8 protein-coding genes and 1 rRNA gene are annotated in these 20,079 nt (G+C 60.4%); 4 read left to right on the forward strand and 5 right to left on the reverse strand.

The window, feature by feature from the left end; translation table 11 throughout:
* The 3 genes from rrf to KGB25_RS28645 form a co-directional block, all read left to right on the forward strand.
* Positions 1-97, forward strand: a 5S ribosomal RNA gene (gene rrf, locus KGB25_RS28635); the annotation flags it as partial.
* A 153-nt stretch (positions 98-250) separates the two neighbouring features.
* Positions 251-847 (forward strand): DUF4157 domain-containing protein, encoded by a 597-nt coding sequence (locus KGB25_RS28640; RefSeq protein WP_032832496.1) that lies wholly within the window; start codon positions 251-253, stop codon positions 845-847.
* A gap of 107 nt (positions 848-954) precedes the next feature.
* Positions 955-1,881: a Gfo/Idh/MocA family protein gene (locus KGB25_RS28645; protein WP_223437712.1), complete on the forward strand. Its 927-nt coding sequence runs from the start codon at positions 955-957 to the stop codon at positions 1,879-1,881.
* Positions 1,882-1,980: 99 nt separating this feature from the next.
* On the opposite strand, the gene KGB25_RS28650 is transcribed toward KGB25_RS28645, so the two are convergent.
* The 4 genes from KGB25_RS28650 to KGB25_RS28665 all read right to left on the reverse strand — a co-directional run bounded on the left by KGB25_RS28650 (position 1,981) and on the right by KGB25_RS28665 (position 7,940).
* Positions 1,981-3,357 carry a hypothetical protein gene (locus KGB25_RS28650; RefSeq protein WP_223437714.1) on the reverse strand — a complete coding sequence of 459 codons (1,377 nt, stop codon included), beginning with the start codon at positions 3,355-3,357 and terminating at the stop codon, positions 1,981-1,983.
* A gap of 169 nt (positions 3,358-3,526) precedes the next feature.
* The gene (locus KGB25_RS28655) at positions 3,527-4,855 is read right to left on the reverse strand and encodes a TolC family outer membrane protein (RefSeq protein WP_192496324.1); all 1,329 of its coding nucleotides are present in this window, start codon (positions 4,853-4,855) and stop codon (positions 3,527-3,529) included.
* A gap of 1 nt (position 4,856) precedes the next feature.
* The gene (locus KGB25_RS28660; protein WP_008039525.1) at positions 4,857-6,197 is read right to left on the reverse strand and encodes an HlyD family type I secretion periplasmic adaptor subunit; all 1,341 of its coding nucleotides are present in this window, start codon (positions 6,195-6,197) and stop codon (positions 4,857-4,859) included.
* Between the two features lie 6 nt (positions 6,198-6,203).
* A complete protein-coding gene (locus KGB25_RS28665; protein ID WP_207286715.1) occupies positions 6,204-7,940 on the reverse strand; it encodes a type I secretion system permease/ATPase in 1,737 nt (578 codons plus the stop codon).
* Between the two features lie 686 nt (positions 7,941-8,626).
* On the opposite strand from KGB25_RS28665, the gene KGB25_RS28670 reads away from it, so the two are divergent.
* Complete coding sequence (locus KGB25_RS28670; protein ID WP_223437716.1) at positions 8,627-19,456, forward strand: peroxidase family protein; 10,830 nt, start codon at positions 8,627-8,629, stop codon at positions 19,454-19,456.
* Between the two features lie 396 nt (positions 19,457-19,852).
* Here KGB25_RS28670 and KGB25_RS28675 read toward each other — a convergent pair.
* On the reverse strand, positions 19,853-20,079 hold a 227-nt coding region (locus KGB25_RS28675), incomplete at its 5' end, for a hypothetical protein (RefSeq protein WP_223437718.1).

Consider the following 20,079-nt stretch of genomic DNA (forward strand, 5'->3'; position numbering starts at 1 on the left):
TGGAACCACCTGATCCCATCCCGAACTCAGCAGTGAAACGATGCATCGCCGATGGTAGTGTGGGGTTTCCCCATGTGAGAGTAGGTCATCGTCAAGATTAAATTCCGAAACCCCAATTGCGAAAGCAGTTGGGGTTTTGTTTTGCCCGCAGGAAAGTGGCGCAAAAAAATTTAGGGATACGCTAAAGCTTTGCAGGTTGTCGATCAGTTATGGCCCACTGTTCACGCTGCTTCCGTCCCTGGAGGTCACAATGCCGCCCATCATCACGCGCCTGGTGGCGCTGTTTGTTCTTTGTCTGACGCTTGAAGTGCCAGCCCAGCCCGGCGCCTGCCCAGCTGGCGAGAAGCAAGTTTGCCTGGACGACTGCATCTGCCTGCCAGACCTGGGACAGGTGCTTGGCCCCGTGCCTGATGGTGTCTACCAGATCGCTGCACCTGCCCTGGCGCTGTGGCTGACCCAAGCCCACGCTGAAGTAGTCAACACCAGCATCCAACCCATCCCACCGCACATCCGCGAGCAACTGCTGCGCTGGTACGAGCCCGGTGTCCTCGATGCCGCGGGCTATAAAGTCAGCGACAACGGTCAGTTCAGTGCCGCCACTGCCATGCTGCAAAACCCCGATGTCGGAGCTGTGACGCTGATCGACATCATTCTCTTCCGGGACGCTCAAACCGCAGAACAGGATGTCGCGCTCTGGGCTCACGAACTCAAGCATGTGCAGCAGTTTCAGGAGTGGGGAGTCGATGGATTTGCCCAGCGGTATACACAGGATTTCAATGCGGTGGAGGCGCCGGCTTATGCCATACAGGCCGAGGTCAGGCGGTTTGTGCGGGGAGGGGCTGACTGAAAGGTAGCGTTCACGAAACGTCAGCACGTCATCAATGACTTCCCCGCTATACAAACGTAATCTTGTCGATTCGCTTCCCAAGACAAGAAAAAAAACAGGAGTCATTAATGCAACCGATCCGTCTCGGTCTGGTGGGCTACGGCAAGATTGCCCAGGATCAACACGTTCCAGCGATCAACGCCAACCCCGCGTTCCAGTTGGTCGCTGTCGCAACGCAAGGGCAACCCTGCGCCGGCGTAGAGAACTTTCAGTCCCTGGGCGAGCTGCTCGAAAACGGCCCGCCTGTGGATGCGATTGCGTTTTGCACTCCACCGCAAGGACGATTCGCACTGGTGCAACAAGCGCTGGCCGCAGGTAAACACGTACTGGTCGAAAAACCTCCGTGCGCCACGTTGGGCGAAGCGATGGCGTTGGTGAATCAGGTTGCAGAGCAAGGCGTCAGCGGTCTGTTCGCCTGGCATTCACGCTACGCGCCCGGCATTGAAGCCGCTCGTGACTGGCTGGCCACCCGCACCCTGCAAAGCGTACAGATCGACTGGAAGGAAGACGTGCGCAAGTGGCACCCCGGCCAGGCGTGGATCTGGCAACCCGGCGGCCTGGGCGTCTTCGATCCCGGCATCAATGCCTTGTCGATTGCAACTCATCTGCTGCCACTGTCGCTGTTTGTCGAGTCCGCCGAACTGCGCGTCCCCGACAACTGCCAGTCGCCTATCGCCGCGTCCATCAAAATGTCCGACGCGCGCCACCTCGATGTCCGCGCGGAGTTCGATTTCGACCACGGCCATGACGAACTCTGGAGCATCGAGATTCGCTGCGCCGAAGGCATCCTGCGACTGGACAACGGCGGCGCACTCTTGAGTATCGACGGCGTGCGCCAGGCCGTATCGGAGGAGGGCGAGTACGCGGCGGTGTATCGACATTTTCAACAACTGATTGGCGACAAGGCCAGTGACCTGGATCTCCAGCCGCTGCGACTGGTCGCCGATAGCTTTTTTGTCGGCAGCCGGGCGTTGGTTGAGCCGTTCTACGATTAGTGGCTGCTCAGGTAAAGGCATTGGCGCGTCGGCAGGCAACGTGGTCTTGTGCCGAGTTCTTTCGCGCCAATCGACAAACTCTACGCCCGGGGTTGCACGCTACTCTGCTGCCTTGAGCGTGTTGACCTGAACCAGGAGCGTTGAAGTCTCGGAGGTTTCCACGAACAGGTCATAGGCCTCCAGATAGAGGTACGCATTGCTTGTCTTCAGTGCGCTATCGGTGACGCATGTAACCTTGCGCGCCAGTCCCTGCAACGAGGCAACTGTTTGTGTAGCAGGGAAGGATTCACCCACCGAACACTCAAATTTCTGCACGAAAGTTTTGCCAGCGCTGTCAGTAAATTTTTTGCTGTAGGCGATATCGCTCCCGGGTTTCAGGTTTTGCCAATCGCCATCCAGGTCGATGTCTGCAAGGTTGCTTCGCTGGTCGGTTTTGCCTGCGATCTGAGATCGGCTCGTTGCTGCAAGTTCGATCATCCCGCGCCAGCGCAGTCTCACGCTCTCGCTGCCTAACGCTCCCGTTGCCTGCTCGCGCCAGATCCCGCGAGCCGGGCCCGGTTGCAGATACAAGTCCATTGGATGGTCGTTGATCACGGCGCGCGGCACCAGTGGGGAGGAGGCGTTGTAAGTGAATTGCAAATGACTGAGTGTGTGGGTCGGTTGTCCCTGTGGCAGTGCGCTTACCTGTGCCAATAGTGGTGCCGAAGCCTCTGGCGTCAGCATGTTCGGCGGCAATTTTTTCCGGATGACTGGCGTGGCGAGTTGCGCCATGTTGGCGGGTTCGGCGCACACGGTGCCAATCAGTCGGGCGCGTTGTTCTTTGTCCAGGGCGCTATCAAGAGGCTGAACGGGCGGTGGCAGCAAAATGTCCTCGCCCAGGCGATAAGCCAAGCGGGTGCTGGCCTGTCGGGTCGCACAGTCGACTTCAATACGCTCGAACTGGTGGCCATAGGGCTTGCCTTCGCTTTCATCCAGGCGGGTGCGGCCATAGTCGATGCCCGCCCAAATCGAACGCCGCGAGTTGTCTATGGCCAGTGTGCCCGGGTCTAATAACAAGAGGTCTTCGGTTTCGCCGGGCAACTGCTTCCAGGCACTGTTCCGGACTGCCTGGCACATCTGCTGGGCGATGTTGCGCGCTGGGTCTGCTGGCAGGACGTAAGGGCTGCTCCAGTCCTTTTCGCGTCGATAATCCATGGCTAAAGTCGACAAATTGCAGCCAGCGAAAAGCCGGGCCTGGGTGGCCGGCGCGGCGCCTTCGGCCGGCACGTTAACCATCACCATGGCCGTTTGGTCGAGTCTCAGCGTGGTATCCAATGGCAAAGGCCGGGCTTGTATCCGGGTCATCATGGCTTGATTTTGTACGAGGCGCTCGGCAGACATCCGCTTGTAGTAATCGGCCATCCCGTTGCCTTGCAGGGCACAACCCGTGAGGGACACGGCAAAAACGGCGCCCGTCAGGCGAAATACAATACTCACGGCAAACAGCTCCTTAGCGCCCTATATCAAGACCATTTGAATCGGCTTGACCGTCAAAACCTTTAGGGCGGCGAGTGGCTGCGTTTGTTTTCGTTCTTCAGATTTTCCTGGCGGGGGCGGCGTCATCACCCAATCAGTTGCCATGACGCCTGTTCACCTGGACGCCAATTCAATTGGTGACCAACAGCTCCGGGCCGAGGTAGTCGTTGATGTGATCGATGTCGTCGTCGCCCAGGCTGCCCACCGAAGAGGCCAGGCGCAGGCGCGACATCAAGTAACGCAGCTTCGCCTCGAACAGATCGTGGCGTGCAACGAAGAGCAGTTCTTCGGCATTGAGGACGTCCGAGTTGGTGCTGGTGCCTCCTTCCTTGAAACCCTTGCGTGTGGACAGCAGTGAGCGTTCGTTGGACTCTACGGCCCGCTCCAGGGCGTGAATACGTTTGGCGCCGCTCTGTACGCCGGCGTACTCGCGGGTGGTGCCGGAGATGACTTCCTGTCGCGTGGCGTCGAGTTCGTCCAGGGCCTTGGAACTATTGGAACTGGCCTGGCGTGCCAGCGCGCTGGTGCCGCCACCGTTGTACAGCGGGAAATTGACTTCCAGCCCGATTGAGCCGTAGCGGTTGCGTTGATTCAGCTCGGAGATGGATTGGCTATCGCCCGCGGTGTAGCCGGCAACGAAATCCAGTGTCGGCCAGTGGCCCGCCTTGACGCGCTTCACTTCTTCTTCAGCAAGGTCGCTGCTATGACGGCGCGCATGGATCAGCGGGCTGTCGGTCTGAGCCTTGACCAACCAGTCCTGCAGGTTGCTCGGCAGCAGCGGTGGCGTATCGAAAGTCGGACGCAAGGTGGTCAACGATTCTGGGGTTTCTCCGATGTACTCCTCAAGCTTGCGGCGCGCATTGATCAGGTTGTCCTGCGCTTCGATCAGCTCGGCATCGGCAAGGTCGCGGCGAGCGATCGACTCGTCGATGTCGGTGACGGTGCCGGCCCCCAGCTCCATGCGCCGTTTCGCCGAAGCGAGTTGCTCCTCGAAGGCGTTCAGCTTGGACTTGGCGAGGACGATGGTTTCGCTGGCCAGCAGCACGTCGAAATAGCTTTCGGCGAGGCGCACCGCGGCGTCCTGACTCTTGGCATCGAACACCGCGACGCTGTAGTCGGCACGCTGTTTACCCTGGCGGTACTCGGCCATTTTCTGTTTGTTGAACAGCGGCTGGCGCAAGCGCACGTTGGCGCCCTTGGAGTCGTAGTCCAGATCCCTCTCGATGCCGCTCTGGCGCTGGGTGCCATTGACCTTGTTGTCGTAGGCCGAGGCACTGATCTGCGGCAGCAGACCGGCCTGGCCGATGGCGCGGTTTTCCAGGCCGGCCTCCTTTTCATGCACAGCGGCGCGATAGACGGGGCCTTGGTACTGCAACAGATCCCACGCTTGTTTGAGATCAATGGCGCTGGCAGGCAGAGACAGCGATAGCAGGCAGGCGAACAGGCAATGACGGTCCATTTCATTGTTCCTTGAAAGAGCTGTCAACACGGTCGAGCATTGGTTTCAGAAGATAGCTCATCATGTTGCGCTCGCCAGTTTTGATGGTGACGCTGGCGGGCATGCCGGGACGAATGTGATTGCTGCCAAGCAGGTTCATGCCATCGGGTGTGACCTCTACCTGAGCCAGATAGAACGGTTGCTTGCTTTCCTCGTCCATCAGGCGGTCGGCGGAAACGGTCTTCACGCGGCCGGGGATGTTGGGCGTCTGGGCATGGTTGAAGGCCGGGAAGGCAATGTCCACGGCGAGGCCGGGAACCATCTTGTCGATGGCCTGCACGGGAATCATCGCGTCGACCTGCAGCGGCTCGTTGTCCGGAACGATTTCCATGATCTTGAAGCCGGGCTGGATGATCCCGCCGACAGTCGCAATGCTCAGGGACTGGACCATGCCATCGATGGGCGATCGAATCACCGTGTGGGTCACTTCATAGTCCAGCGCACGCAAACGGTCGGCCAGGGTGGTGTTTTCCTTGGCGGTGTCGGTGAGCTGCGATTCGACTTCCTTCAGGTAATCGTGCTGGCGCTGCAGGATGCGCAGCTTGATTTCGGTGGTCTGGCTACGCACGCGAGCGATGTTGTTGAGGTTCTCGGCCTGGCCGGCGGAGAGGTCGGCATTGCTGCGTTCCAGTTCCAGCAGGCGGTTGCGCGGCACATAGCCTTCGGCTGCCAGCACGCGGGTGCCTTTCAGTTCCTGGTTGAGGAAGTTGATCTGCGAGGCGCGGGCGCCATAGACCTGTTGCAGGCCCTTGAGCTGCACTGCCGACGCCGCGAGGTTTTCCTGCAGGATGCTGATTTCGCCAGCGAGGCCGGCGCGTCGGGTGTTCAGCAGGCGTTGCTGCAGATCCATGGCAGCCAGCAGGCGGTGGTCATTCCCGAAGCGCTTGAACAGTTCGGGATCGAAGTTCACTACGTCGAGGTTGTCACGTTCCGCTTCCAGGCGGTTTTCCACGGTCTTGCTGACGATGTACTGGGCGCTGACCGCACCCTGTTCGGCAAGTGCGCGCAGCGAATCGAGGCGGACCACCTCCTGGCCTTTTTTCACGGAATCGCCTTCGCGGACAAGAATGGCCTCCACGGTGCCGCCGCTCAGATGCTGCACGGCTTTGCGATTGCTGGTGACTTTTACCGTGCCTGTCGCTACCACGCCGGCATCCAGCGGCGCCAGCCACGACCACAGGAGGAAGCCGCCGAAGCCGGCGAGCACCAGCCACAGGCCCCTGCGCACAGGTTTGGCGACGTCCAGATCTACATCGTTCCTGGGATCGACGTGAATCATCTCGGTGTGTTGGCTCATTTGCATGATCGGTCACTCCCGCGTTTTGACGGAGGCCAGCGGAGTCGACGCGCCTGCAGGCATCACACTCGCCTTGCGCAGCGCTGCGAATACTTCGTCGCGAGTGCCGAGCATCTGCACGCCGCCGTCACGCAGCATCAGCACCTTGTCGACGGCGCAGAGCACATTGGGACGGTGGGAAATCAGAATGACGGTGGCGCCACGGTCTTTGAGTTGGGCCAGCGCATCGACCAACGCCTTCTCACCGACGTCGTCGAGGTTGGCGTTCGGCTCATCGAGCACAATCAGATTGGGGTCTCCATACAGCGCGCGGGCCAAGGCGATGCGTTGCTTCTGGCCACCGGAAAGCGGGCTGCCATCGGTGCCCAGGCGGGTCTCATAACCTTGCGCAAAACGCAGGATCATCTCGTGCACGCCCGTCGTTCTGGCGGCGCGGATGACCGCGTCGCTGTCCACTTCGCCAAAGCGCGCAATGTTGTCGGCGATGGTGCCTTCGAACAGCTCCACGTCCTGTGGCAGGTAACCGAGCCAAGGGCCAAGTTCGCCTTTGTTCCAGGTGAATATGTCCGCGCCGTCGAGGCGCACCTTGCCGGCCTGTGCCGGCCAGACGCCGACCAACAGACGGGCGAGGGTGGATTTGCCCGAGGCGGATGGGCCGATAATGCCAAGGCTTTCGCCGGGGGAAAGGTTGAAGCTCACCCCGCGCAGAATCGTGTTGTTGGTGCCGGGGGAGCCGGCGTACACATTCTCCACTGCCAGCATGCCCAGCGGGCGTTGCAGCGACATGCTCGGTGGCCGGCGCGGAAAGTCGTTGAGCATTTCATTCAACCGGCCCCAGGCCGAGCGGCAGCCAAGCAGTTGCTTCCACGACGCGATGACTTGTTCCACCGGGCCCAGCGCACGACCGGTAAGGATCGAGCAGGCAATCATCATCCCGGGGGTGATCTTGCCTTCGATCGCCAGCAGCGCACCGGCGCCGAGGATCAGCGATTGCAAGGTGATGCGCACGAAGCGCCCGGTGCTGCTGATCAGGGCGGCCCGGTCTGAGGCCAGGGTCTGCATTTCCAGAATGCGCAAATGGCTTTGGTACCAGCGCTTGCCGATCGACGGCAACATGCCCATGGCCTCGATGACCTCGGCGTTGCGCAGGTTGTTGTTGGCGTAGGTGGCGGAGGAGAGGGCGGCCTGATTGGCTTCGGCCAGCGGCTTTTGCGTCGCCTTCTCGGTGAGGTAAGCCAGGCCCATCAGAATCAGCGAGCCGATGAGCGTGACCAGTCCGAGCAGCGGGTGGATCAGGTAGGCGACCAGCAGGTAGATCGGCGTCCATGGCGCATCAAAGAACGCGAACAGGCTGTTGCCGGTGAGGAACTGACGCACCTGCGCGAGATCCTGCAGGGCCTGGGCCGGATTGCCTCCGGCGCGGTTCAGGTTGCGCTCGAATGCGGCGGTGAAAATGCGTCGATTGAGGTCCATGTCGAGGCAGTTGCCGACCCGGATCAGCACACGGGTGCGGAACATTTCAAGCGTGGACATCAGCAAGAACAGGCCTATCACCAGAACGGTCAGCATCGTCAACGTTGTGACGTTGCGACTGACCAAGGCTCGATCATAGACCTGCAACATGTAAACGGCTGGCGTCAACATCATGACGTTGATGACGCCGCTGAAACCCGCCAGGGAGTAAAAACTACGACGAAGTCGGAAGAGTGCGTCGGCCAGTTCGGATCGAGAGTTCGACTGCTTTTGCATTTGGCTGACCCCCTCTTCAAAAAGCCGTTTGCCCTTGCGGAGCAGCAGCTAACAGATTTAGTCACGTGGGTAGCCGTCGATACGCAGGTTCGCTCTCGGGCGAATCTCATGCAAATTTCTGCGTTGCTCCCGTAGCAAGCAGCGTAGGTCGCGGCGAAACAATCTGAAATAACATTTCGCTCTAATGGTGCGTCAATCTTTCTATAAGTCCATTAAAAACAGCGAGTTGAGAGGCTTAGCACCGGTCGTCCGGTTTGTCCGTCGTAAAATTGACAATTTTTTGCTATCCAACTTTAGTCTTACTCATTGACGACAACCGTCCGCCTGAAGTCTGTCAACTCTTTGGCAGCGAAAAGCGCGGTGGTTCTCCGAAGGAGCACAGCATGTCGATCACTTCGTTCTACTGCAGAGGGAAGGGGCTGTTCAGCAAGTTCGCCTTGACCTCAAGTTTCCATGGCCCGCCTAGGGCCCGGGTTCGCTCTGCCTGATCGCTTAGCGAGCCATTCTTTCGCGAGTTCCGCGAATTCCAGGCGCGCATACCGGGGGCCGTACTGACGGCTTTGCCTTCCCGTGTCAGCTCTCGCCAAAAAAATGAACCTACACACTGCGCAAGCCAGCACCCGACTGGGCGCGGGAGGATTCTTTTCGTCCCGTGCCCTTCACCAAAGAAATCGAGGGCAAGCAAAATGGCCAATTTCAACAAGTCCGACCTGGAGTTCATCCTCAAACAAATTTTCATCGCAGAAGCACATGCCGACGGTGCCAGCCTCAGTGATTTGCTACCCAACAGTCAGGTGCCTTTCGGCCTGCGCACCGTCGATGGCAGCTACAACAACCTGGTGACCGGGCAAAGTGAGTTTGGCGCTGCGGACAATGCTTTCCCGCGCCTGCTGGACCCCTCGTTTCTGGCGTCATACTCCGGGACAGGGGATGTGATCGACCCGCAACCACGGATCATCAGTAACCTGATCGTTGATCAGACCGCCAACAACCCGGCTGCGGTTGCGGCGAACGGCGGTGCCGATCCGGTCATCAGCCCAGGCCCCGATGGTGTCTTCGGCACGGATGACGACAAGCAAGTGTTCTTCATCCCCAACCAGTCGGCGGACGCCGGTCTGACTGCGGGCTTCAACTCGTGGATGACTTTCTTCGGCCAGTTCTTCGACCACGGCCTCGACCTGGTCAGCAAGAGCGCTACCGATTTTGTGTTTATTCCGTTGCAGCCGGACGATCCGTTGTTCGTGCCGGGCAGTCCGACCAACTTCATGGTGCTGCCACGGGCCGTGCGTACGGCCGGCGCGGACGGGATTGTTGGCACGACGGACGATGGGCAGCTCAACACCACCTCGCCGTTCGTAGACCAAAGCCAGACTTACAGCTCACACCCCTCGCATCAGGTATTTCTGCGCGAGTACGTCATCAACGCGGCAGGTGACCCTGTTGCAACCGGGCGCTTGATTACCAATCGCGATCTGGGCGCCGATGGCGAGTTCGGCACTGCCGATGATGGCGGCGCCGAAAATGGCGGCATGGCAACCTGGGCAGTGGTCAAGGCTCAGGCCCGTGACATTCTCGGGATCAACCTGACCGACGCCGATGTGCACAACGTGCCGCTGTTGGCGACCGACGCGTATGGCAACTTCATCCGTGGCCCGGGCGGTATGCCGCAGGTGGTGATGCGCATCAGCAACGGCGCAGACGGTATCGCCGGTACGGCGGATGACATCACGCAACTGGTCGAAGGCAACCGGGATGCTCCGATCAGTCTGGCCACCGCCGTGAGCACCGGGCATGGCTTCCTCGACGACATCGCGCACAATGCCGCGCCGGTCGTCGTCGGAGGGGTTCTGCAGGCGGATGGTGACACCGATATCGGCAATGCACAGCCAGTGGGCGCGGGCGGCAACAACCTGACCTACGACAACGAACTGCTCGACGCTCACTACATTGCCGGCGATGGCCGGGCGAATGAAAACATCGGCCTGACCACTGTGCACCATGTGTTCCACTCCGAACACAACCGCCTGGTCCAGCAGTCCAAGGAAACCATCCTGGCCTCTGGCGATCTGGCGTTTCTCAATGAGTGGCTGGCAGACGACGTCGCGGCAATTCCGACGACTCCCGCCGAAATCGCAGGATTGGTGTGGGATGGCGAACGGCTGTTCCAGGCCGCCAAGTTCGGCACCGAGATGCAGTATCAGCACTTGGTGTTCGAGGAATTTGCGCGGACCGTTCAGCCGCAGGTCGACGAATTCCTTGCCCCCAACGGCTATGACACTTCAATCAACCCGGCCATCCTCGCCGAGTTCGCCCACGTGGTGTATCGCTTCGGTCACTCGATGCTGACCGAGACTGTCGATCGCTTCGACCCCGAATTCAATCCGGTCCTCTCTGACCCGAACAACCCTGACGCGCAGCTCGGTCTGATCGCAGCCTTCCTCAACCCTCTGGCATTTGCCGGCAGCGGGGCTACCGCTGACGAAGCGGCAGGGGCGATCATTCGCGGTGTGACCCGTCAGCTCGGCAACGAGATCGACGAGTTCGTCACCGAAGCGTTGCGCAACAATCTGCTGGGTCTACCCCTCGATTTGCCGGCCCTGAACCTGGCGCGTGGGCGCGACACTGGCATCCCTACGTTGAATGAGGCGCGGCGTGAGTTTTACCAGGCAACCGGCGACAGCCAACTCAAGCCGTACATCAGTTGGGCTGACTTGGCGGAAAACCTCAAACACCCCGAATCCCTGGTCAACTTCATCGCGGCCTTCGGTACTCACGGGGCATTGACTGCGGCCGATGTGGATACGCTGGTCGAGATGCGCGCGGTCGCTGCTGCCCTGGTGTTTGGCGGCAGCGCGGTGATCAACGCCGGCACTGCCGATGAGCGTACTTTTACCGCCACGGAAGAGGATCGCCTGGCATTCCTTAACAGCTCGGGCACCTACGCCATGGTCAATGGCGTCACCACCACCGGTGTCGACGACATCGACTTCTGGGTCGGCGGCCTTGCCGAAGAGAAGATGCCGTTCGGCGGTATGCTCGGCTCCACGTTCAACTTCGTGTTTGAAACCCAGATGGAGGCGTTGCAGAACGGCGACCGGTTCTACTACCTGTCGCGTACGGCGGGCCTGAACTTCGGCACCGAGCTTGAGAACAACTCCTTCGCCAAGCTGATCATGCTCAACACCGATGTCACCCACCTGTCGAACACCGTGTTCCTGACGCCGACGTTCACTCTCGAAGTGACCCAGGCCAATCAGTTCACCGGCCTTGGCGTCGGCGGTCGTGACGACCCGACGGGCGGCATCATGATCAACGGCGTGGAAGTCGTGCCGCTGGTGATCCGCGACAACCCCGACACCGTGGGCACGGACAGTAATTTTCTGCATTACACCGGTGAAGATCATGTCGTCCTCGGCGGCACCGCCGCCGATGACATCATCATCTCCGGTGAAGGTGATGACACCGTTTACGGCGACGGCGGCAACGATGTCCTCGAGGGCGGCGCCGGGAACGATGCGGTACTTGGCGGCGCGGGTGATGACATCATCACCGACTCGTTCGGCGACAACCGCCTGGAAGGCAATGCCGGTAACGACGTGATCGTGGCCGGTAAAATGGGGGTTGCGGGCAACCTGATCCTTGGCGGCGATGGCCAGGACTTCATCATCACCACCGAAGACATCAGCACCACCTTCGGCGGTCAGGGTGACGACTTCATCCTCGGTGCCAAGACCAACCTGCCACCGACCGGCAACGAAGGTGATGACTGGATCGAGAAAGGCACCCAGGACGGTGCGCCTGGCGATAACTTCTCGCCATTGCTCAATGACGATGTGGTCGGCAACGACATCTTTGTCGGCGGTGGTGGCTTCGATGAAATGATCGGCGAGGGTGGCGATGACATCTTTGTCGGCAGCGATGCCCAGGACAAGATGGACGGCATGTCCGGGTTCGACTGGGTGACCTTCAAAAATGACCAGGTCGGCGTGACCGCCGACTTGTCCCTCGCCGCGCTGGCCCAGCCACACGGCAACGCGCCAAACCAGAACGCCGGGGTGTTCAATCCGGTCGGTGCCTCGCCGGCCTCGATTCTCGACCGTTTCGCCGAGGTCGAAGGCTTGTCCGGTTCGAATTTCGGCGACGTCCTCAAAGGCGATGATGTTGATGCGGTCACTATCCTCAACCACGGTGGTGCCACGGGTGGTGCACTGACCAATGTGGACTTGATCCGTGGACTGGCGCAGTTCCTGTCCGATGCCGGCTTGCCGACCACCGGCTTTGCCACGGGCAACATCATCCTCGGTGGCAATGGCAGTGACCTGATCGAGGGCCGCGGCGGCGATGATCTGATCGATGGCGACAAATGGATCAACGTCAGAATCGCAGTTTATGCCCCCGGCGACGTCAACCATACCGGCCCCGAGATCGCCAGCTTCGACAGCATGGCTGATATGATCCCGTTCATGCTGGACCGTACGTATAACCCTGGGCAGCTCAAGGCCGTGCGGGAAATCCTGCCCGGCACCTCGACGGGCGGGGCGGCGTTCGACACCGCGATTTTCTCCGGGCTTCAGTCCGAGTACACGGTGACCCAGGACACCCGTGGCACGGCCAACCTGGCGGACGATGTCTGGACGGTGACGGATACCGTTGCGGGTCGCGACGGCACCGATACCCTGCTGCATATCGAACGCCTGCAATTCGCCGACACCCAGCGGGTGCTGGTACCGGGGCAGAACGCACAACCGGTCGGCAGGCCGACTGTCACGGATGGCAACGGCGGCGACATTACAGTGGGCGACACACTGACCGTGAGCATGCTCGGGGTGAGCGATGCCAACAACGTCACTGCGGGTAACCCGCAGGGGCTCGTCAACAATACTTCGGTGTCTTACTACTGGCAGTTCGAAGCCGACCCCGGCAGTGGCGTGTTCGAAGACATCATCCTGTTGCCTGCGGGTGACCTGGCGTTCCAGAGTGCCGATGGCACCTCCTTCAAGGTCTCGCCGGATCTTGCCGGGCTGTCACTGCGGGTCAAGGCTATCTACCAGGATGGCCATGGCACGACTGAAGTGGTGTTCTCGCAACCGACAGGCGTCGTGGTTCCCGGCGCACCGGTCGTGCCGACAGCACCGACACCGGTAGTCAATGCCACCGAGGGTGGCCCGGGCCTTAACATGGTCCGCTCCGACCTCAACTTCATCCTTGATCAGATCAAGATTGCCGAGGCTGAAGCGGACGGTCAGAACATCCTCTCGCTGATCCCGAACATCCGCGCGCCGCTGGGCCTGCGTGCGGTCGATGGCTCGAACAACAACCTGATGAACCTCAATGGCATCAACAACACCGAGTTTGGTGCTGCGGATAACACCTTCCCGCGTTTGACCGATCCGGTCTTCAATCCGGCGGAAGGTGCACCTGCCGGGTTCTTTGGCCCTGGCTCGCCGGCCATTCCGGGATCGTCGTATCAGCAGACCAGCGGCAATGTGTTTGACTCGCAGCCGCGCACGATCAGCAATCTGATCGTCGACCAGACGTCGAACAACCCGGCGGCGTATGCAACGGCGTACGACGTGGGCGCGGACGGTGTGCTCAACTTCGGCGCGGAGGGTAGCGACGATGTGCTCAAGGATGGCGTACGGATAGTCGCCAGCCCCGGCCTGGATGGTCAGTTCGGTACTGGCGACGACCACGATGTGTACATGTTCGAGAACACCGCTCCGGATGCCGGGTTGTCCGCGCCGTTCAACGCCTGGATGACCTTCTTCGGGCAGTTCTTCGATCACGGTCTGGACCTGGTGACCAAAGGCGGTTCGGGTACCATCTTCATTCCGCTGCAACCGGATGATCCGCTGTATGTGCCAGGCGGCAACGCTAACTTCATGGTGCTGACCCGCGCGACCAACCAGCCAGGCGCGGATGGTGTTCTCGGCACGGCCGACGACATCCATGAGCACTCCAACACCACCACGCCGTTCGTGGACCAAAACCAGACCTACAGCTCGCACCCATCGCATCAGGTGTTCCTGCGCGGGTATCTGCTGACCGATGACGGACCCATCGCGACGGGCAGGCTGATCACCAACCGTGACCTGGGGGCGGATGGCAAGTTTGGTACTTCAGACGACAGCGAAATCGGTGGCATGGCCACTTGGAAAGTGGTCAAGGCGCAAGCCAACGACATTCTGGGTATCCACCTGACCGATGCCGACGTCGATAACGCCCCGCTGTTGGCGACCGATGCCTATGGCAATTTCATCAAGGGGCCGAACGGCTTCCCGATGGTCGTGATGAAAGGCCTTGACGGTCTTGGCGGTACGGCGGATGACGAGCTTGTCGAAGGTAATCCGCTTGCCCCTATTGACCTGACCAATGCTGTGCGCACCGGTCACCAGTTCCTCGTCGACATTGCCCACAATGCCGCGCCGGTGTTCATCGGTGGCGTGCTCGCGCCTGATGGCGATTCTGAAACTGGCAACGACGTGCCGGTCAATCCACAAACCGGGGCCAACCTGGCCTACGACAACGAGTTGCTGGATGCGCACTACATCGCTGGCGACGGCCGGGTCAACGAGAACATCGGCCTGACGGCGGTGCATGCGATCTTCCACTCCGAGCACAATCGGCTGGTCGCGCAAACCAAAGACACCGTGCTCGACTCGGGTGACGTGGCTTTCCTGAACGAGTGGCTGCTCAATCCAGTGAGCGCGTTGCCGGTCAATCAGGCGGAGATAGATGCGTTGGTATGGAATGGCGAACGCCTGTTCCAGGCGGCCAAGTTCGGCACCGAGATGCAGTATCAGCATCTGGTGTTCGAGGAATTTGCCCGGACCATCCAGCCTAACGTCGACCTGTTTTTCGCACCGACCCAGGTCTATGACGTTGACCTCGATGCCTCGATCGTCGCCGAGTTCGCCCACACCGTGTACCGGTTTGGCCACTCGATGCTGACCGAGACCGTCGATCGCTTCGACGTTGATTTCAACGTGATCGGCGATCCGAACAGTGCTGATCCGGATCAGCAACTGGGCCTGATCGCGGCGTTCCTCAACCCGTTGGCGTACGCCGCCAGTGGCGTGACGCCTGAGGATGCGACCAGTGCGATCGTGCGGGGGATCACTCGGCAAGCCGGTAACGAAATCGACGAGTTCGTCACCGAGGCGCTGCGCAACAACCTGCTGGGGCTGCCGCTCGACCTGCCGGCGATCAACATCGCCCGTGGCCGCGACGTGGGGATTCCTTCACTCAACGCGATTCGCCGCGACATCTACAGCCAAACCGGTGACACCCAACTCAAGCCGTACACCAGCTGGGTCGACCTGGTGCAGCACCTCAAACATCCGGAGTCGTTGATCAACTTCATTGCAGCCTATGGCACCCATGAGACGATCACGGCGGCGACCACGCTGGAAGGCAAACGCGCTGCTGCCATGGCGCTGGTATTCGGTGGTCCGGATGCACCGACTGATCGTCTGGACTTCCTCAACGGCACCGGTGACTGGACCAACGTAACGCGGGCTGGCAAGGATGGAGTGCTGGGAACAGCCGACGATCTGAAGGGCGTGACTATCACGGGGGTCGATGCCATCGACCTGTGGATCGGCGGCCTGGCCGAAGCGAAAACGCCGTTCGGCGGCATGCTCGGCTCGACCTTCAACTTCGTGTTCGAGAACCAGCTGGAAAAACTGCAGGATGGCGACCGCTTCTACTACCTGGAACGTACCGCTGGCCTGTCGATGAATGCCGAGCTTGAAAGCAACTCGTTCGCCAAGCTGATCATGGCCAACACCTCGGCCACGCACTTGCCGGGCCTGGTGTTCTCGGACGTTGCGTTCTATCTGGAAAGGGACCAGAGCAAGCAATTCAACGAAGGCCTGGGCAATGCCGATCCGCTTGGCGAAAACGGCGAACAGGTGGTGTTCCGCGACAACCCTCTGACCGCAGGGCCGGATGCCAACTACATCAAATACACCGGTGCAGAGCACATCGTGATGGGCGGCACCAACAGCGCCGATATTCTCATCGCGAGTGAGGGGGATGACACGGTCTGGGGCGACGGCGGCAACGATCGCATCGAAGGCGGTGACGGCAACGACCAACTGCGCGGTGGCTCCGGCGACGACATCATCACCGACAAGGGCGGCGACGATAACATCCAGGGTGGCGACGGCAACGACGTGCTGCACGGAGGTAACGGCGTCAACCTGATCATCGGCGGGTTCGGCAATGACTTCATCGTGACCGGTGAGGACGCCTCCGAAGCCATTGGTGGTCATGGCAACGACTTCATCCTGGGCAGCAAAGCCAACGAACAGGACATGGGTAACGAAGGCGACGACTGGATCGAGAAGGGCACTTCGGACGGTGCACCTGGCGACAACTTCGACCCGCTCGGCAACGACCCTATCGTTGGCCACGATGTGTTCATCGGCGGTAACGAGAACGATAAGTTCAACGGCGAAGGCGGCGATGACATCATGGTCGGCAGTCTCGGCTTCGGTGATCGCTATATCGGCGGCTCCGGCTTCGACTGGGCAACCTTCAAGGGGCTCGCACAGGGCGTGACCATCGATTTCACGGACCGTTTCTTCGATGTTCCGCCAGTACCGGGTTCAGGTGCTTCGGCGCTGGTGCGTTTCGACATCATGGAAGGTCTGTCGGGTTCGTCGCACGGTGACTTCCTGCGCGGTGATAACGAAGACGCCACATCGCTGCCTACAGCGGGTGCAACCGGCAGTGTGCTGACCCACATCGACCTGATCAACGGCCTGGCGGATCTGCTGCCAGCCGGAGCGACGTTCTTCGATGGCGGCAACATCATCCTCGGCGGTAGCGGCAGCGACCTGATCGAAGGTCGCGGCGGTGACGACATCATTGATGGTGACAAGTGGCTGAACGTACGCATCAGCGTACGGGCGAACGCTGACGGCACTGGCGATGAAATCGCCACGTTCGACAGCATGGAGCCGCTGGTGCCGTTTATGCTGAACGGCACGTACAACCCTGGCCAACTGGTCATCGTGCGGGAGATTCTGACCGGCACTGACAGCTTCGATACGGCGTTGTTCTCCGGTACTTTGGGGGAATACGGCATCGAAATCGATGGCGACACTGTCATCGTGACCGACTCGGTGCTTGGGCGTGATGGCGTCGATCGCCTGACGGGCATCGAGCGTCTGCAGTTCGCTGACGTTGCGATACCGTCCGGAGTCGGCACCGTGCAAAACAGCGACCCATCGGGTCACTTGGCAATCCTCGATGCGACTACCGGTGTGCGTGAAGATACGCCGGTCGCCGGCCAGTTGTTGCGCGTCAGCGGTGCGGGGGTACACGACGCGGACAACCAGAGTGCGGCCAATCCGACCGGCGCGATAACCGGTGGGGTGGCTTACTACTGGCAGGTCGAAACCATTCCCGGTACGGGCGTCTATGAAGACATCACCTTTGTCGCCGCTGGCGAGGCAACGCGGGCGACTGGCTCCACCTTCCTGGTGGGCCCCGATGAGGCGGGTCTGAACATCCGCGTCCGGGCGGTGTACCAGGATGCCCAGGGCACGCTGGAGATCGTCGAATCGTCCGGCAACAGTGAACCGACCGAAGGGGCGACCGTTACCGGGCTTGCCGTGCAGAACCAGCTGTTGACCGCCGACACGTCGACCATCGTCGACGCCGATGGCCTGACCAATCCGCAGTTCACCTACCAGTGGCAGGCGAACGACGGGCTTGGCTTCGTCAACATCGCCGGCGCTACCGGTAGCACGTTCTCGCTTGGCCAGGCTCAGGTCGGCCAGGAAGTGCGCGTGCTGATCGGTTACGTCGATAATTTCGGTGTGGCCGAAAGCGTTGCGTCCAACATCCTGGGACCGGTGGACAACGTCAACGATGCACCGACAGGCGCGTTGCTGATCAGCGATACGACACCGGATCAAGGGCAAGTGCTGACGGCGCTGACTGCCGGGATTGCCGATGTGGACGGGCTGGGCACCTTCAGCTACCAATGGCAGCAAGGTATCGGTGCTTCCTTCTCCAACATCAACGGCGCGACGGCCTCGACCTTCACCCCGGGTGTGGCGCAGGGCAACCTGCAAATACGGGTGATCGTGCGCTACACCGACGGCTTCGGCACGCTGGAGACGTTGACTTCCGCGGCAACCGCAGCGGTTGCGGTGCTCAGTGGCGTAGTGCTGCAAGGTAACGCACAGGCGAACACCCTCACCGGCGGCGCAGGTAACGATGTGCTGCTTGGCCTGGGCGGGAGCGATACGCTGAATGGCCTGGCCGGTACCGACCAGTTGTTTGGCGGCAATGGCAACGACATCCTCAACGGTGGAGACGACAACGACATCCTCAATGGCGAGGACGGTAACGACACCCTCAACGGCGGGCTTGGCGCGGATGCCATGAACGGCGGTGCCGGCAACGACACCTATGTGGTCGACAACGTCGGTGACCTTATCACCGAGGCGGTGGGTGGCGGTACCGATCTGGTGCAAACCGCCTTCGCGAGCTACCTGCTCGATGCCAACGTCGAGAACCTGACCTATACCGGTGCCGGTAACTTCACAGGTACCGGTAACGCACTGGCCAACACCATCACCGGCGGGGTGGGTAACGACCTCCTCGATGGCGGTACGGGTGCAGACCGGATGGTCGGGGGCGCGGGCAACGATACCTACATCGTCGATGCAGCCACAGACGTGGTGGTCGAGGTGGCGGGTGGCGGTACGGACACCGTGCAGACTTCGTTGGCCAGCTACACGCTGAGCGGTAATGTCGAGAACCTGACCTACACCGGAGTCGGCAACTTCGCCGGCAGCGGCAACGGGTTGAACAACGTCATCACCGCCGGGGCGGGTAACGACACCCTCAATGGTGGCGGCGGCAACGACATCCTCACCGGCAACAGTGGCAACGACACACTCAACGGCGACGCGGGTAACGACCAACTGGTGGGTGGCATTGGCACCGATACCCTGAACGGCGGCAATGGCGATGACAGCCTCGACGGAGGTGACGGGGCGGATACATTGAATGGCGGGGCAGGCAGCGACACGCTGCTCGGCGGGCTGGGTGATGACAGCCTGGATGGCGGTACCGGCACCGATCTGCTCCAGGGCGGCGATGGCAATGACACGCTGCTCGGTGGAGATGCTAACGACACCTTGCTGGGTGGTATCGGCAATGACTTTATCGATGGCGGTACAGGCAACGATACAGTCACGGGCGGTGCCGGCAACGACATGATGGTTGCCAGCAATGGCAACGATATCTTCATGTTCTCAGCGGGCTTCGGGGTCGATCAGATCATTGGCTTCGATGCCAACGCGGCAGGAGGGCAGGACCGCCTCGATATCTCCGCGATGAACATCACGGCTGCGACCTTTGCCGGCAGCGTCACCATCGCCGATGTCGGTGCGGATACCCTGGTCAGCTTCGCTGGTGCTGACTCCATCCGCCTGGTCGGTGTGGCCGATGCGACAACCGTCACTGCCACGGACTTCATTCTCACCACTTGAGGTACTGATCAGCACGTTTGAAAAAAAGCGTGGAAAGCGGAAGGGAGGGCAGCGATGCCCTCCCTTTTTTTATGAGAAACGTCTGGTCGTTTGTTCAACTGGCAATGCGTGAACCAACCTGGCAGGGCGGTCTGTCAGGCAGTGGGAAACACTCGATCAACAAATGACCTGGGAGTGGGGAAAGGGGAGTGGGGAATCAGGCTTGAACATTTCAGCGAACTGCGCGATGGGCAGCCTGTTGGTTTCGCTTGCCGCTTCTGCAATCGGGGGTATCCCGACTTCAACCGGGACTTCACCCGATCCGCAACACAAACAACGCTTAACTGCTGAACCAGCTGAACAGGCTCCAGAATGCCCCTATGGCAAAGATGAGAAGCATGAGTGCCAACGTGCGGACTAGCGGCTCACTTCGCATGAAGGTAACTCCTCAGAAGGGTTGTGCAGCACAGGTGGAAATCTGTTATCCCGTGATAACAACTTCAAACTTTCAATTAATACGCTAGTGAACGCACAGCATTCTCTATGCCAGAAAATTGAACAGCCAATCATTCCCGGCTGGCGGCGCAACTTGATCCCCTGGCCAATGAAAGTTGACACAGGAATCGGGTAATACAGCCCGTTTA

The organism is Pseudomonas sp. BF-RE-21 (genome assembly GCF_019947305.1).
Taxonomy (GTDB): domain Bacteria; phylum Pseudomonadota; class Gammaproteobacteria; order Pseudomonadales; family Pseudomonadaceae; genus Aquipseudomonas; species Aquipseudomonas migulae.

Coding starts and splice junctions, on each gene's coding strand:
- KGB25_RS28640 (WP_032832496.1), top strand. CDS start 251: ATGCCGCCCATCATCACGCGCCTGGTGGCGCTGTTTGTTCTTTGTCTG.
- KGB25_RS28645 (WP_223437712.1), top strand. CDS start 955: ATGCAACCGATCCGTCTCGGTCTGGTGGGCTACGGCAAGATTGCCCAG.
- KGB25_RS28655 (WP_192496324.1), bottom strand. CDS start 4,855: ATGGACCGTCATTGCCTGTTCGCCTGCCTGCTATCGCTGTCTCTGCCT.
- KGB25_RS28660 (WP_008039525.1), bottom strand. CDS start 6,197: ATGCAAATGAGCCAACACACCGAGATGATTCACGTCGATCCCAGGAAC.
- KGB25_RS28665 (WP_207286715.1), bottom strand. CDS start 7,940: ATGCAAAAGCAGTCGAACTCTCGATCCGAACTGGCCGACGCACTCTTC.
- KGB25_RS28670 (WP_223437716.1), top strand. CDS start 8,627: ATGGCCAATTTCAACAAGTCCGACCTGGAGTTCATCCTCAAACAAATT.